Here is a 14177-nt window from a genome sequence, read left to right on the forward strand (position 1 = left end):
GTAGCCCGGCGTTCTATTTACAGCGGCTTATGCGCCGTTTCCCGCGCCGCCCATACCGCCCAAAGCGTGATAAGCAGAGCCAACGCGACATAGGCGGAAATCGCCAGCGTGCTGTCGTAAGATTTAAACAAAGAAGTGATGATCAGCGGGGCAAAGCCGCCACCGATAATCCCCGCCAAGGTATAGGCTAACGAAGATCCGGCATAACGCACCCGTGTCGGGAACTGTTCCGTGATGAATGCCGCCTGTGGCCCATACATCGCCGCATGGATCAACAGCCCAATCACCACAGCCATGCAGATCAACACCGGTTGACTGCTGTCGAGCAGGACAAAGAACGCAAACGCCCACACTATCGCCGCCAATGCACCGCCGATATACACCGGACGACGGCCGAAGCGATCCGACAACGCGCCGAACAGCGGTACTGCGACGGCGTTGCCTATCGCCCCCAGCATGGTGGCACCCAGCGCCAGAGGGCGCGGCAGATTCAGCACGGTGGTGACGTAGGTCAACGTGAACACGACCACCAACGCATAGAGCACGTCAGAGCCGATTCGCGATCCGCCGGCGATCAGCAGTGGACGCATGTGCTGCGTGAAGACTTCGCGGATCGGCGACTGCGTAACATCTTTCGACGCCTCCAGTTGTAAAAATGCCGGCGTCTCACCCACCCCCCGGCGCAGCCACAAACCGAAGATGACCAGCACCAGACTCAGCAGGAACGGGATCCGCCAGCCCCATTGCTGGAAATCGTCCGCCGACATCGCCAACGTCACCAACGTAATGAGGCCTGTGCCGATCAGCGAACCGCAGGACGGCCCTACCTGAGCAAAGGACGCGTTGCGCCCGCGCTGATGCGGCTTGCCGTGTTCCATCGACAACAGTACCGCACCCGCCCATTCTCCGCCCAGCGCAATGCCCTGAATAAAGCGCAGCGTCACCAGCAGCAGCGGGCTCCAAATCCCCCAGCTGGCGTAGCCGGGCAGCAATCCCATCAGCGCCGTGGTCACGCCCATGATCACCAGCGTGGTGACCAGTACAAAGCGCCGTCCCAACACATCGCCAAGGTGGCCGAATACGATGCCACCGATCGGCCGGGAAACATAACCCACCGCATAAGTGGAGAAAGCCAGAATCGTGCCCACCAGCGGATCGAACGATGGGAAGAATACATGGTTGAAAATCAACGCGGCCATGATGTTGTAGACGGTGAAATCGTACCATTCCAGCGCCGTGCCGATCGAGCTGGCCGCCGCCAGTTTGCCGGTATTGGGCGGTGCGGCGGTGCTTTCTGCGGCCGGTGCGGCAGCCTGTGCCGTTTCAGTGGTGTATGCATTCATGATGTCAGCTCCTGTGCGGTCAGTTGCCAGCCAAGGGCATAATGCCAGGCATCGGCGGCGGGCATGTTCAGCGCTTCAGCGGCCTGCTCGCTTAAACGCAGGCCGGCTTCGGCGTCGCTGCTTTCGATCAATAGCATCGGCAACATTCGGCGGTTTTCTCGCGATTCTTTCGGCAGCGGGGAACTGAGTTCGGCATCCGGCGTCAACAGGCTGCTGCGCACGAATCCGGGCTGTTCAGCCAGCTGCGCACCCAATTGCAAGACGCGGGCATGCAGCGCTTCCGATGCCGCCGACGGCAGCACAAAGATACAGAGATGACTGCCGCACCCTTGGCCAGTGACCGCCTCCACCGCACACACTCTGCGCATTGGATCACGCATTTTCTCCAGGCTCGCCACCGACCATGGCGTTTGGTGTTGAAACGCGGCGCGATAGGCTTCGGAGGTAAAACTGGCCAATGATTCGGTTTTATACAACCCCAAATATTGACGCCCCCCCTGCAATGCCCGATAGCGGGTGCCGGATAAAAAACCGGGCACCCGCACTCGCTCCTCCACATGTTCGCGGTCATACCAGCGATTGAAATCCGCATCATCCTGCGTGGCGACATCCGTCGCGACAAACAGCATTCCGTTCTGGGAATCGTTCATGGATATTCTCCTGGTCATCTCAAAAGGCAGGCCTGCGCCCACCGGAAAATCACGCGTCGGCGAGGCAGCGTTCGATCGCCAGCGCCCACCCCAACAACGCCTCATCACGCATCGGCAACCCAGCCAGCATCAGTCCGACCGGCGCCTCTCCTGGCTGTTGGCAAGGCAAGGACAACGCGCAACCGTCGAGGAAATTGATGATCGCGGGATTGCGCAGCATCAGTCCGTTGCAACGGAAGTAGGCATCATCCGCCGCCAGCTCGCCGATAGTTGGCGCAATCATCGGCACGGTCGGCATCAGCAAAGCGTCAAAACTCTGCAGCTCCGCCGTAACTCGCCGCTGCCAGCCGGCGCGTTGTCGCTGCAACAGCTGCAGCTCGGCGTCGCCCAAGGATGCGCCGCGGCGAATGCGCGACAGCACCCTTGGGTCATAACCATCGCCCCGTTCAGCGATCAACGCTTGATGCCAGCGCCAGGACTCCAGCGCGGTGAAACCGCCATCGGCATTGATCGCCGCCAGCTCGGCGAACGCCGTGGCGGGGATAAATTCAATACGTGCGCCTGCCTGACTCAGGCATTGCAGGCTGCGCTGGAACGCCCCGGCGACTTCCGGCTGCAGTTCATCCAGCACCACCGCTTGCGGCACGGCAAAATGCGCCTGCGCCAACGTTTTTTGCGGCACCCGCAGCGGACAGTCGGCAATCAGTGCATCCAGCGCAATACAGCTGGCGACGTCATGAGCGATCACGCCGATCGAATCCAGCGAAGGCGACAACGGCAGTAAGCCGGCGTCATTGATGCGCCGTGCAGTGGGTTTATAACCGGTCAACCCGCACAGCGCGGCGGGAATGCGTACCGACCCGCCGGTATCGCTGCCAATCGCGCCCAGGCACATGCCGTCGGCCACCGCCACCGCCGCACCGGAAGAGGAGCCGCCGGGAATGCGCGCCGCCTGGCGCTCCCAAGGATTGGCCGGCGTCCCGTAATGCGGATTGATGCCCAGACCGGAATAGGCGAACTCCGTCATCGTCGTTTTGCCAACCACCACCGCGCCGGCTTGCAACAGCCGTTCCACTACCGCAGCGTGTTTTTCAGCGGCTGGCGCGTCCGCTAATACGCGCGAACCGGCCGTGGTCACCTCACCGGCCACGTCAAACAGGTCCTTGACCGAGATCGGCACGCCATCCAGCGCCGACAGAGGCGAGCCGGCGGCGCGTCGCCGATCGGAGGCCTGCGCTTGCCGTTGCGCCCACTCGGTGTAGGTACGCGTAAATGCGCGCCCCCCCTCTCCCCGCTCATCGACGATCTGCGCCAAAGCGGCGGTGGTGAGTTGCACTGCGGTGAGCTCACCGCTAGCCAGCCCGGCGGTGGCCTGCATCAAAGTCAGCTTTTTCATTACGCCACCACCGGCAGTTCGATGCTGCGGTAGCGATGACTGATGGTTCGCCCGAGCACGTCGTCCACCAGTTCCATGCGAAACTCGCCAGCCGGCCGAATGCCGCCGATCGCCGCCACCGTGCCGCAAGTCATCGCCAACCCGTCGGGCGTTTGCGGCTGCGCCAGCCCGCACTCCGGCGGCTGCATACCGGTGAAGTAACGTTCCAGCAAATCACCGGGCGTACGCAACGCGGCAAGGCAGCCCTGTTGATACAATCGCCATTCGCCCTCTTCTCTGATCCACGAACGCAAGATCAAACTGTCCCAATGTTCCAACACCTCCTGCAGCGGCCAGGCGGCTCGCGCCACCGGTTTAACGCAAATCTGTTTCGACAGCGCCACGCTGTGCGCTTCGAGTTGACGATCGGTGTGATCGGACGCCAATGACACGAACAGTTCGCCGCGGTGGGCAAAAATCAGCGGCTCCACTTCGCCGGACGTCGCGTTGCCAATGACTTCAATGGTCTCTTGCTGGCTCAACTGATTGGCGGCAACGCGGTAAAACAGGGGGATTGCACTGGGCTGGGGCACGCCCAGCTCGGCCAATTCACGAATATGGTGCAAGATCGCCTCGCGATCGCGTCCGGTCCAACCGGCGATCACCAGATGATCAATCTCAACATTCAACGTCGCCGCGCCGCAGGATTCAGGTAAAGTGAAGGTCAGTCTCATGGCAGTTTCGCCCCTTTTGTTAAAACACTGTGAAATTTCACTATATCTTTAGTTACCAAATAAGCGATTTCCATGCCATGTTTTTGTGTACTATGTCTAAAAACTTTCTTCTTGCAGGAGCAAAACGTGAAGACTGTTGACGCAGAAAGCCCGCAGCGCCCGATGACGGAAGAAGCCGGCGTGTCACTGAACGAGCTGGCCTACCGGCGTTTCAAACAGGCGCTGGTCACACTCAGCTACAAGCCGGGCGAATATCTCAATACCGCGCAGGTGATGAACGACCTGGATATGGGCAGAACGCCGATCAATCAGGCAATCCACCGCTTGGCCAACGAGGGGTTATTGCAGGTCATCCCGCGCAAAGGCGTGATGGTTTCACCGTTGTCGATGGACGATGCGTTGGAATTGATCGAAGTAAGGCTGGCTAACGAGATGCTGTGTATGCGGCTGGCGAGCCAGAAGATTACCGAGAGGCAGATAGCGACGCTGACCGAACTCAATCGGCAAATCGAAGCCGCGAGCCAGGAGCGAGATAGGGTGCGCATGATGACACTCGACCATGAATTTCACCAGGAACTGGCGCAGATCGCCGGCAATAACATGCTGGCGGATATCCTGAGTGTACTGCATGCCAGGGCGCAGCGCTTTTGGGCCAGCACCCTGTCGCGGGAAGGGCATATGCGCGAAGTGATCGACGAACACCGGGCAATTATCGCCGCGCTGGCCGCACAAGACAGCGCCGCCGCCGCCGAGGCCGCGCAGGCGCATATCCTGTCATTCCGCACTGCGCTGCTGCACGACGGGTAACCCCGCGGCGCAGGATATTACCGGGAATAGTTATGATGACCCTGTTCTGCCGATGAGCAGGAGATAAACGGTAAACGGTCACATTTCACGCTCCGCGGAATGACCGTTTTTATAGTTTTGATCGAGCTCCATCGAGAGGTGGCCGACGTTGGCAGGTGTTGCCTTAAAAAACTGCAAAAAAAATCCGGTGAGAATCTCACCGGATCGTTAGCCGCCTGACACACATTATTCCTCGTGCTCATGCTCTTTCAACATCGCCTCACGCAACACGGCGTTCAGGCGTTTCTGATAGCCTTTGCCTGGCCGCTGAAGCCAGGCCAACACATCCGCATCGATTCGGATGGTTTTTGATACTTTCATCGGCTTATAAAAACGCCCCTGAACCGCAGTCTGCCACGTTTCTTCCCCCAGCGCCGGCGCATCGGCATAATCGATGCCCTCGTCCGGCAACGCACTCAGTGAAGCAATTTGCGCTTTCTGCTCCTCCGTCAACGGCGGGAGTACGCTATGGGCCAGATTTTTGGCGGAATTTTTGCGCTTCATATCTTCCCCTCTCTTTGCCATCGGCCTTGCGTGCTGAAATGATACGCACGATCTCTACTGTATCGCCTTCGACATCCGTTTCGATCGTCGTATGTGCCACCAGCAACAGCAAACAGGATCCGACCATACCGATCGTTTGCCAACGTTCTTCTCCATCCTCGATCCTTTCCAGCACAGCCAAATGGTTGGGATCCAGAAAAACCCGTTGCGCTATCTCAAAACTGACACGGTGTTTGCACTGGTTACTGTGATTTTTATCCTGATTCCATTCAAAATAAACATACATTTTTGTAACTACATTTTGGTTGTTATTTAATCAAGATACCTCACCTCCGAAGGGATGTCAAAATTCTCCGGATGCGTTCAACGCCCGCCTGCGGCCTCGATAAAGGTGCCGGTCACGTAAGACGCGGCGTCAGACAGCAGCCAGGCGATCGCCTCCGCCACTTCCTGCGGCTGGCCGCCGCGCTGCATCGGCAAACTGCTCTTCACGCGATCCACCCGGCCGGGTTCGCCACCGCTGGCGTGTATCTCGGTATAGATAAGCCCAGGCCGCACGCCGTTGACGCGGATGCCCTGCGCCGCCACCTCCAGCGATAGCCCGATGATCAATGAATCGACGGCGCCTTTCGAGGCGGCATAATCCACGTACTCCCCCGGCGCGCCTAAACGAGAAGCGGCGGAAGACACATTGACGATAGCGCCGCCCTGCCCGCCATGACGCTGCGCCATGCGTTTCACCGCCTCGCGGCAACACAGGAAGTAACCGGTGACGTTAGTGCCGAGCACCTGATTGATGCGCTCGGCGGTCAACTGTTCAATGTTCGCCTGCCGGAACAGAATGCCGGCGTTGTTGACCAGCGCGCTGAGCGTGCCCAGCCCGGCATCCAGCGCCCTGAACATCGCCATCACCTGCGCTTCATCGGCCACGTCGGCCTGCAGCGCTAGCGCCTTGCCGCCCTGCGCCTCGATCTCCGCCACCACCTGGCGCGCCGCATTTTCGTCACGCAGGTAATTCACGCCCACCGCATAGCCCTGCCGGGCCAGCAGCAGAGCGGTCGCGCGGCCAATCCCCCGGCTTGCGCCGGTTACCAATGCCACTTTCGTCATACTGTTTTTTCTCTGGTTAACGATATCAACACAGCGGCCTGCCCGCAGGCGCCCCGTATGCCCGTCAGAGTATAGAGCGGCGTCCTAAAAACCGCTTCAAAGCTGAGCCAGGCGGCGCAGCTGCTTTTTAATGCGCGACTTGGCGCAGCCGTAAGCATCCGTCGCCGCCGCCTGATGCACCCGCTGCAAAGCGGAAGCATGATGGCCGCCGTGGCTATGGCTCTGCGCATCACCGCGAAAAGACAACAGCAACAGAACGAGCAGCATCGCCACGCTTGAATACATCAGCCGCCGCGAGGCGCCCGCGTTCGGGAAACCTTCAGTCTGCATGTTTCGCTCCCCCAGCCATGATTTCGAATGGCAGCAAAATAACTGAAATTCTTCCGTGCTCCCTTAACGCGAGATTAAAGCCAGATTAAGGTTTGCTTAAGAACGCGCAGGCCGAGCAGGTTTCCCCGTTGTCTTCCCGTCAGCGTTATAGTTAGATAAGCGCGACTCAAGGATCTCAGCGGAAATAACGTGAACATACTGTTGGTGGAAGACGACCTGCAATTAGGCAAAGCGCTGTGCCGCGCATTGGAGCTGGCCGGCTTTAATTTGTGCTGGGTGCGCCTGATCGCCGACGCGGAAAATAAACTTTCATCCGGCGGATTCGATCTGATGCTGCTGGATCTCACGCTGCCGGACGGCGACGGTTTGCAGAAGCTGATCGCCTGGCGCGCCGCCGGGCAAAATATCCCGATCATCATCCTGACCGCCCGCGACCGCATTGAAAGCCTGGTGAACAGCCTGGACTCCGGCGCGGACGACTTTCTGGCCAAACCCTTTGCGCTGCCCGAACTCATCTCGCGCGTCAAGGCGGTCAACCGGCGCATGGCGGGCTTCGCGTCACAAACCTGGAGCCTCGGCGCGCTGTATCTCGATCCGGTCAACCATCAGGTCATGCTGGATAACGAATTGCTGATGCTGTCGAAAAAAGAGTATCACCTGCTGCACGAACTGATGCGTTGCGCCGGCACCGTGGTGCGCAAAGCGGTGTTGGAGCAGCGGCTGTTCGGCCACGGCGACAGCGTGGAAAGCAACTCGCTGGAAGTGCACATGCATAATTTACGGCGCAAGATCGGTAAAGAAAGAGTGATTACCGTACGCGGCATTGGCTATTTGCTGAAGAAAGAGTAGCGGAATGATCGGTTTCAAATCCTTCTTTATGCGCACCATTATTTTCCAGGTGCTGGCCATTTTATTGTTGTGGGGGCTCCTCGTCGCCTGGGTAAAATATTGGTATTACCCCGACATGGAGAAATATTTCGATAACCAGCAACGCATCGTCGCTGCAGGCATCGCCAATATTCTCGACGAAACAGGCACTGACAATATCGATTACCGCGGCATCATCAAGACTATTGAAGGCATGTACATTGATTCCATCAATAACGGCATGCAGGATGAAATCGACTATCACCCGCTGTTTGTGGTTTACGATCGAGACAACCGGGTGCTTTACAGTTCGCAAACGCAGGGAGAGCCGCTGCGCCTGCCGCCTTCGGTGCTGTCCGGTTCCGTCAATTACGCCGGCGCCAACTGGCATCTCGCCGGCAGCTGGAGCGAAAAGCGCCAGTACCGGGTGATCGTCGGCGAATCGTTCAACGATCGCACCACGCTGTTCGGCAATCCGGCGGAGAGCACCGCCGTACCACTGCTGGGCATTCTGGCGGCCATCATCGTCACCTTGCTGTTTACCGCCTATTTCAGCCTGCGGCCGCTGCGCCAGATCGCCCGCACCATCTCCGATCGCCAGCCTGGCAACCTGTCGCCGATCAACGTCAGCGAGCAGTATCAGGAAATCCGGCCGGTGGTGATGGAGGTCAACAAACTGATGGCGCGCATCGACGCCGCCAATCAGCGCGAGAAACGGTTTATGGCCGACGCCGCGCACGAACTGCGCACGCCGATCGCCGCCGTGCTGGCGCAGCTGCATTTGCTGACCCAGGTCACCGAGCAGCAGGAGCGCCGGGAGATCATCGGCGACATGCAGCAAGGGCTGGATCGCGCAGCGTCGCTGTCACGCCAGCTGATCAACCTGGCCAAGCTGGAGGCGGAAGATTTTCCGCTGAAGATTGAGGCGGTGGACATCTACGCCGAAATTGGCAAATGCATCGCGCAGCACGTTCCCTATGCATTGGAAAAGGATGTGGAACTGTCGCTCGACGGCAGCGAGGATGTGGTGGTGAGCACCGATCGCCGTGCGCTGATCGCCATCTTCACCAATCTGCTGGACAATGCGCTCAAATACGCGCCGCCCGGCAGCCGCATCGAAGCCAATATCCGCTCGCTGGCGCCGCTCGGCTGCTATATTACGTTGCGCGACAACGGCCCAGGAGTAAGCGAAGAACACCGTTCCCGCCTGTTTGAGCGCTTTTACCGCGTGCCCGGCACGCAGCAAACCGGCAGCGGGCTCGGATTGGCCATCGCCCGCAACCTGGCCGACAAAATCGGCGCGCAGCTGCGCGTCACCGAAGGCCTCGACGATCGCGGCATCGGCTTCATCATCGATTTGCCGGAAAGTTACCGGCCACAGACTGAGAGTGAACAACGACCATGATTGCCCCTGTTCTGCTACAACGGCAGCAACTCGACCGGCTATGGGATATCGACCGCAGCGAAATTATCGACACTCTGTATCGCCTGCAGGACGGCAAGTTGCACCCCTACCCGGACTACTACGATGTGCGCGGCTGGGATCCGCACGATCGGGAAACCTATACGCCGATCCACGAAGCGTGCTTCGATCGCGGCGGGGCGTTCTTCGCGCTGTTCGAAGGCGAGGAGATCGCGGCGGCGGCGGCGCTGGACACCGAACCGCGCGGCCCACAGCGGGATCTGCGCCAGCTGCTGTTCTTTTACGTCAGCGCGCACAAACGCGGCCAGGGGTTAGGCAGGCAGCTGTTCCAGCTCTGCCTGCGTCAGGCGGCGCAAGAAGGCGCCGCCGGGCTGTATGTCTCCTCCATCCCCAATAAAAGCACCGTAGACTTCTATCTGGCGCAAGGGTGCCGACTCATCGAACAGCCGGATACGGAATTGTTCGCCCGTGAGCCGGAGGATATTCATCTGGTCTGCCCTTGCCGCTAACGGCCGGGGCTTAACGGGCGATGCGTATCACCGAACGCACGTCACTTTTCTTGTTCAGATCCCACACCTCGGCGATCTCCGCCAACGCGTGTTCCTGCGTCTCGATAGTGAGCGCTCCGGTCGCCGCCAGCGCCAGAATCTCGATCGCGTAGCGCTGCATTTCCGGGATCGGTGGGAAGTTGCCGGTGCCGCTGCCGAGGATCTGCAGCTGATTACTGCGCAACACCGCCGCCGGCAGCCGGATGTCCGGCGCGGCCATCGAACCGACGTTGACCAAGCGAATGCCGCGTCCGCCGGCGTAAGACGAGAGATCGTGATTATTGAGGGTCGCGAGCAGCGCTTCGGTCGCCGGCCCCCAGATGTAATCGACGATCACCTGATAACCGCCCGGCCCCGCCGCCGCCGCGAAGGCCTGCGTCAGCGCCTCGCCCTGCAGGCTCAGATCCACCGTGGCATCCACGCCCAACGCTTCCAGCACGCTCAGCCGACGGCCGGCGGCAACGATACGCCCTGCTCCTGCCTGACGCGCCGCGGCAACCGCCAGCTTGCCTGAGGTGCCGGTGGCGCCGATGATCAGCACCGTTTCACCGGACTGCAGATCCGCCCGCCAACGCAGCGGCAGCCAGGCGGCGAAGGCCGGATTGATCAGCGCTGCCGCCGTGGCGTCGTCCACCGCCTCCGGCACCGGCACCGTCCATGAAGCGACGCTGCGCTCAGCCATCGCACCGTAAGGGCGGCGGAAGGAGGCAAAGTACACCCGTTTTCCGTCCGCCGTACGGCCCACGCCGTCGGTGCCGGGCACAATCGGCAATTGCTTCGGGCTGGAATAGTGGGTGCCGGCGACGGTGGCGCGATCCAACTGTTTGATGCCGGCCGCCAGAACGTCGATCGGCACTTCATTCACCTGCGCCTGGGGCTCCTCAAAGGTGCCGAAAACCGGGGCTTGCCCCAGCGCTGTTACGATTGCCGCTTGCATGGTGACTCCTCAAATCGTGGGAACGTACAGGAAAGAATAGGCCGCTATAAAATAAAAAGGGACACCGCATGATGCGGTGTCCCCCGAACACAAACTTTGCCGAACGTGTTATTCGTAATCGCTCATCGGCACGCAAGAGCAGAACAGGTTACGGTCGCCGTACACGTCGTCCAGACGCTTAACGCTCGGCCAGTACTTGTTCTCGCGTACGCCGGCCACCGGGAACACCGCCAGCTCGCGGCTGTACGGGTGCTGCCAGTCGTTGACCAGCTCCGCCTGCACGTGCGGCGCATTCACCAGCGGGTTGTCTTCCAGCGGCCATTCGCCTTTGGCGACGCGGTCGATCTCGCTGCGGATCGCCAGCATCGCATCGATAAAGCGATCCAGCTCCACTTTGCTTTCCGACTCGGTCGGCTCGACCATCAGCGTGCCCGCCACCGGGAACGACATGGTCGGCGCGTGGAAGCCGAAGTCAATCAGGCGCTTGGCGATGTCCATTTCGCTGATGCCGGTCTCTTCCTTCAGCGGACGAATGTCGAGGATGCATTCGTGCGCCACGCGGTGATCACGGCCGGTATACAGAATCGGATAGGCGTCTTTCAGACGGGTGGCGATGTAGTTGGCGTTCAGGATCGCCATCTGGCTGGCCTGCTTCAGGCCTTCCGCGCCCATCATGCGGATGTACATCCAGCTGATCGGCAGGATGGAGGCGCTGCCGAACGGCGCCGCGGAGACCGCGCCCTGCTGGGTGGTTACGCCGTCGATCTGCACGACGCTGTGGCCCGGTACGAACGGCGCCAGGTGCGCTTTCACGCCGATAGGACCCATGCCCGGGCCGCCGCCGCCGTGCGGGATGCAGAAGGTTTTATGCAGGTTGAGGTGCGACACATCCGCGCCGATGTAGCCCGGCGTGGTGATGCCCACCTGGGCGTTCATGTTGGCGCCGTCCAGATACACCTGACCGCCGAACTGATGCACGATCTGGCACACTTCACGGATGGTTTCTTCATACACGCCGTGGGTCGACGGGTAGGTCACCATGATGCAAGAGAGTTCTTCGCCTGCCTGCTCCGCCTTGACGCGCAGATCGTGCAGATCGATGTTGCCGTTCTTGTCGCAGGCGACCACGACCACGCTCATGCCCGCCATCTGGGCGGAGGCCGGGTTGGTGCCGTGCGCCGAGCTCGGGATCAGGCAGACGTGACGGCCCGCTTCGTTGCGGCTTTCGTGGTAGCGGCGGATCGCCAGCAGGCCGGCGTATTCGCCCTGCGCGCCGGAGTTCGGCTGCATGCACACCGCGTCATAGCCGGTCAGCTGCACCAGCCACTGAGACAGTTGGCCGATCATCTGTTGGTAACCGGCAGCCTGCTCCGGCGGGCAGAACGGGTGCAGTTCGGAGAATTCAGGCCAGGTGATCGGGATCATTTCCGCCGCGGCGTTCAATTTCATGGTGCAGGAACCCAGCGGGATCATCGCCTGGTTCAGCGCCAGATCCTTACGCTCCAAGCGATGCATGTAACGCATCATCTCGGTTTCGCTGTGATAACGGTTGAATACCGGGTGGGTCAGGATCGGATCCTGGCGCAGCATGGCGGCCGGGATCGATTGACTGTTTTTGCTCACCGCCGCGTCCAACGCGTCGATGTCCAGACCGTGATTGTCGCCGGCCAGCAGTGCGAACAGCGTTTGCACGTCTTCACGCGAGGTGGCTTCATCCAGCGTGATGCCCACGGCGCCGTGGATGTCGGTACGCAGGTTGATGCCGAAGCTCAGCGCACGTTCCAGCACGGCGGCCTTGTCTTTCACTTCAACGGTCAGGGTGTCGAACCAGGTGTTGTGGCGCAGCGTCAGGCCGGCCTTCTGCAGCCCGGCGGCCAGAATGTCGGTCAGGCGATGGATGCGCCCGGCGATGCGCTGCAGCCCTTGCGGGCCGTGATACACCGCATACAGGCTGGCGATGTTGGCCAGCAGCACCTGCGAAGTACAGATATTCGAGTTGGCCTTCTCGCGGCGGATATGCTGCTCGCGGGTCTGCATTGCCATGCGCAGCGCGGTGTTGCCGGCGGCATCGCGGGAAACGCCGATGATGCGGCCCGGCATCGAACGCTTGAACTCGTCGCGGCAGGCGAAGAAGGCGGCGTGCGGGCCGCCGTAGCCCATCGGCACGCCGAAGCGCTGCGCGGAGCCGAACACCACGTCGGCGCCCTGCTTGCCCGGCGCGGTCAGCAGCACCAGGGCCATGATGTCGGCGGCCACGCTGGTGATGATTTTGCGCGATTTCAGTTCGGCCAGCAGCGCGCTGTAGTCGTGCAGTTCACCGGTGGTGCCCACCTGCTGCAGCAACACGCCGAACACGCCGTCCAGCTCCAGCACTTTTTCCGCTTTATCGACGATGACGTCGAAGCCGAAGGTTTCGGCGCGGGTGCGCACCACGTCCAGCGTTTGCGGATGCACGTCGTCAGCCACGAAGAAGCGGTTGGCGTCTTTCAGCTTGCTGGCGCGTTTGGCCAACGCCATCGCCTCGGCGGCGGCGGTGGCTTCATCCAGCAGCGATGCGGAGGCCAGATCCAGGCCGGTCAGATCGAGGGTCACGGTCTGGAAGTTCAGCAGCGCTTCCAGACGGCCCTGCGACACTTCCGGCTGATAAGGGGTGTAAGCGGTGTACCAGCCCGGGTTTTCCAGCATGTTGCGCAGGATCACCGGCGGCGTCAGCACGGCGCTGTAGCCCATGCCGATATAGGATTTGTAGCGCTGATTCTGCGAGGCGATCGCCTTCAGCTCAGCCAGCGCCTGGTGTTCGGTCGCCGCGTCGCCAACCGGCGGCGGCCCCGGCAGCTGAATGTCCGCCGGCACGATCTGTTGGATCAGCGCGCTGAGCGAGCGAGCGCCCACCGCTGCCAGCAACTCCTGGCGTTGTTCCGCAGAAGAGCCGATGTGGCGTTCGATGAACGCTTCGCTGTGTTCGAGTTGGCTGAGTGTCTGAGTCATTGCTACAAATTCCTGAATGCTTGCGTGATACGGGATATAGCTTGAACGGTAACTAAAACGCCCCGGCCGAAAGGCCTGGGGCGTGGGCACGATTACTCGTCGATCGAGGCCTGATAAGCCGCGGCGTCCAGCAGGTTCGCCAGCTCGCCTTCGTCGGAGGCTTTAATCTGGAACAGGAAGCCGTCACCGTAAGGTTCGCTGTTCACCAGCTCCGGGGAGCTTTCCAGCTCGCCGTTCACCGCCACGATTTCACCGCTGATTGGTGCGTAAATGTCCGACGCCGCCTTGACGGATTCCGCCACGGCGCAATCTTCACCGGCGGTGACTGTGCGGCCCACTTCCGGCAGATCGACAAATACCATATCGCCCAGCAGTTCCTGCGCGTGTTCGGTGATGCCTACGGTGTAAACGCCGTTACCTTCTGAACGAACCCACTCGTGGGAGGATGCGTATTTCAATTCTGTTGGCACATTGCTCATCGCCGGTTACTCCTTCGAAGAAATAAAAAATCAATCAATAGAA

General features: G+C 60.6%; 15 protein-coding genes. 4 read left to right on the forward strand and 11 right to left on the reverse strand.

All coding sequences use genetic code 11. The features are described 5' to 3' along the window. Nucleotides 1-17: 17 nt before the first annotated feature. From ACTJJ6_RS21035 to ACTJJ6_RS21050, 4 genes are read right to left on the reverse strand one after another with little or no spacing between them, the layout of a single operon-like run. Complete coding sequence (locus ACTJJ6_RS21035; protein ID WP_049300365.1) at nt 18-1343, reverse strand: MFS transporter; 1326 nt, start codon at nt 1341-1343, stop codon at nt 18-20. After that, entirely contained in the window at nt 1340-1993 is a 654-nt protein-coding gene (locus ACTJJ6_RS21040; protein WP_016929991.1) for a DUF4286 family protein, read from the reverse strand. The genes ACTJJ6_RS21035 and ACTJJ6_RS21040 overlap by 4 nt, the downstream gene beginning before the upstream one ends. 49 nt (nt 1994-2042) lie before the next feature. Beyond that, nucleotides 2043-3389, reverse strand: a complete 1347-nt coding sequence (locus ACTJJ6_RS21045) for an amidase (protein ID WP_049300364.1) — start codon at nt 3387-3389, stop codon at nt 2043-2045. Next, nucleotides 3389-4102, reverse strand: a complete 714-nt coding sequence (locus ACTJJ6_RS21050; RefSeq protein WP_025304139.1) for a DUF2848 domain-containing protein — start codon at nt 4100-4102, stop codon at nt 3389-3391. Before ACTJJ6_RS21050 ends, ACTJJ6_RS21045 begins: the two co-directional genes overlap by 1 nt. A 162-nt stretch (nt 4103-4264) precedes the next feature. Here ACTJJ6_RS21050 and ACTJJ6_RS21055 point away from each other — a divergent pair, with 162 nt between their 5' ends. Continuing rightward, entirely contained in the window at nt 4265-4909 is a 645-nt protein-coding gene (locus ACTJJ6_RS21055; protein WP_169540627.1) for a GntR family transcriptional regulator, read from the forward strand. 225 nt (nt 4910-5134) lie between these two features. On the opposite strand, the gene ACTJJ6_RS21060 is transcribed toward ACTJJ6_RS21055, so the two are convergent. From ACTJJ6_RS21060 to ACTJJ6_RS21075, 4 genes are all read right to left on the reverse strand, one after another. Then, the gene (locus ACTJJ6_RS21060; RefSeq protein WP_016929995.1) at nt 5135-5452 is read right to left on the reverse strand and encodes a BrnA antitoxin family protein; all 318 of its coding nucleotides are present in this window, start codon (nt 5450-5452) and stop codon (nt 5135-5137) included. Then, nucleotides 5415-5738 carry a BrnT family toxin gene (locus ACTJJ6_RS21065; protein ID WP_075205918.1) on the reverse strand — a complete coding sequence of 108 codons (324 nt, stop codon included), beginning with the start codon at nt 5736-5738 and terminating at the stop codon, nt 5415-5417. The genes ACTJJ6_RS21060 and ACTJJ6_RS21065 overlap by 38 nt, the downstream gene beginning before the upstream one ends. A gap of 77 nt (nt 5739-5815) precedes the next feature. After that, complete coding sequence (locus ACTJJ6_RS21070) at nt 5816-6562, reverse strand: SDR family oxidoreductase (protein ID WP_440804082.1); 747 nt, start codon at nt 6560-6562, stop codon at nt 5816-5818. Nucleotides 6563-6658: 96 nt separating this feature from the next. Continuing rightward, nucleotides 6659-6892, reverse strand: coding sequence for a hypothetical protein (locus ACTJJ6_RS21075; protein ID WP_016929998.1), 234 nt, complete (start codon nt 6890-6892; stop codon nt 6659-6661). Nucleotides 6893-7081: 189 nt separating this feature from the next. On the opposite strand from ACTJJ6_RS21075, the gene ACTJJ6_RS21080 reads away from it, so the two are divergent. The 3 genes from ACTJJ6_RS21080 to ACTJJ6_RS21090 are packed head-to-tail and all read left to right on the forward strand — an operon-like array spanning nt 7082 to nt 9691. After that, nucleotides 7082-7741: a response regulator gene (locus ACTJJ6_RS21080; RefSeq protein ID WP_016929999.1), complete on the forward strand. Its 660-nt coding sequence runs from the start codon at nt 7082-7084 to the stop codon at nt 7739-7741. A 4-nt stretch (nt 7742-7745) separates the two neighbouring features. Then, nucleotides 7746-9164, forward strand: coding sequence for an ATP-binding protein (locus ACTJJ6_RS21085; protein ID WP_016930000.1), 1419 nt, complete (start codon nt 7746-7748; stop codon nt 9162-9164). Next, nucleotides 9164-9691, forward strand: coding sequence for a GNAT family N-acetyltransferase (locus tag ACTJJ6_RS21090; RefSeq protein ID WP_049300399.1), 528 nt, complete (start codon nt 9164-9166; stop codon nt 9689-9691). Before ACTJJ6_RS21085 ends, ACTJJ6_RS21090 begins: the two co-directional genes overlap by 1 nt. 10 nt (nt 9692-9701) lie before the next feature. Here the strand turns inward: ACTJJ6_RS21090 and ACTJJ6_RS21095 are convergent, their stop codons facing one another. The 3 genes from ACTJJ6_RS21095 to gcvH form a co-directional block, all read right to left on the reverse strand. Further along, nucleotides 9702-10667: a quinone oxidoreductase family protein gene (locus tag ACTJJ6_RS21095; RefSeq protein WP_206194934.1), complete on the reverse strand. Its 966-nt coding sequence runs from the start codon at nt 10665-10667 to the stop codon at nt 9702-9704. A 108-nt stretch (nt 10668-10775) separates the two neighbouring features. Beyond that, complete coding sequence (gene gcvP, locus ACTJJ6_RS21100; protein WP_004931634.1) at nt 10776-13655, reverse strand: aminomethyl-transferring glycine dehydrogenase; 2880 nt, start codon at nt 13653-13655, stop codon at nt 10776-10778. Nucleotides 13656-13747: 92 nt separating this feature from the next. Further along, nucleotides 13748-14134: a glycine cleavage system protein GcvH gene (gene gcvH / locus ACTJJ6_RS21105; RefSeq protein WP_206194935.1), complete on the reverse strand. Its 387-nt coding sequence runs from the start codon at nt 14132-14134 to the stop codon at nt 13748-13750. Between the last annotated feature and the right edge of the window lie 43 nt (nt 14135-14177).

The sequence above is a fragment of the Serratia sp. 22278 genome, from assembly GCF_052045405.1.
GTDB lineage: Bacteria > Pseudomonadota > Gammaproteobacteria > Enterobacterales > Enterobacteriaceae > Serratia > Serratia marcescens.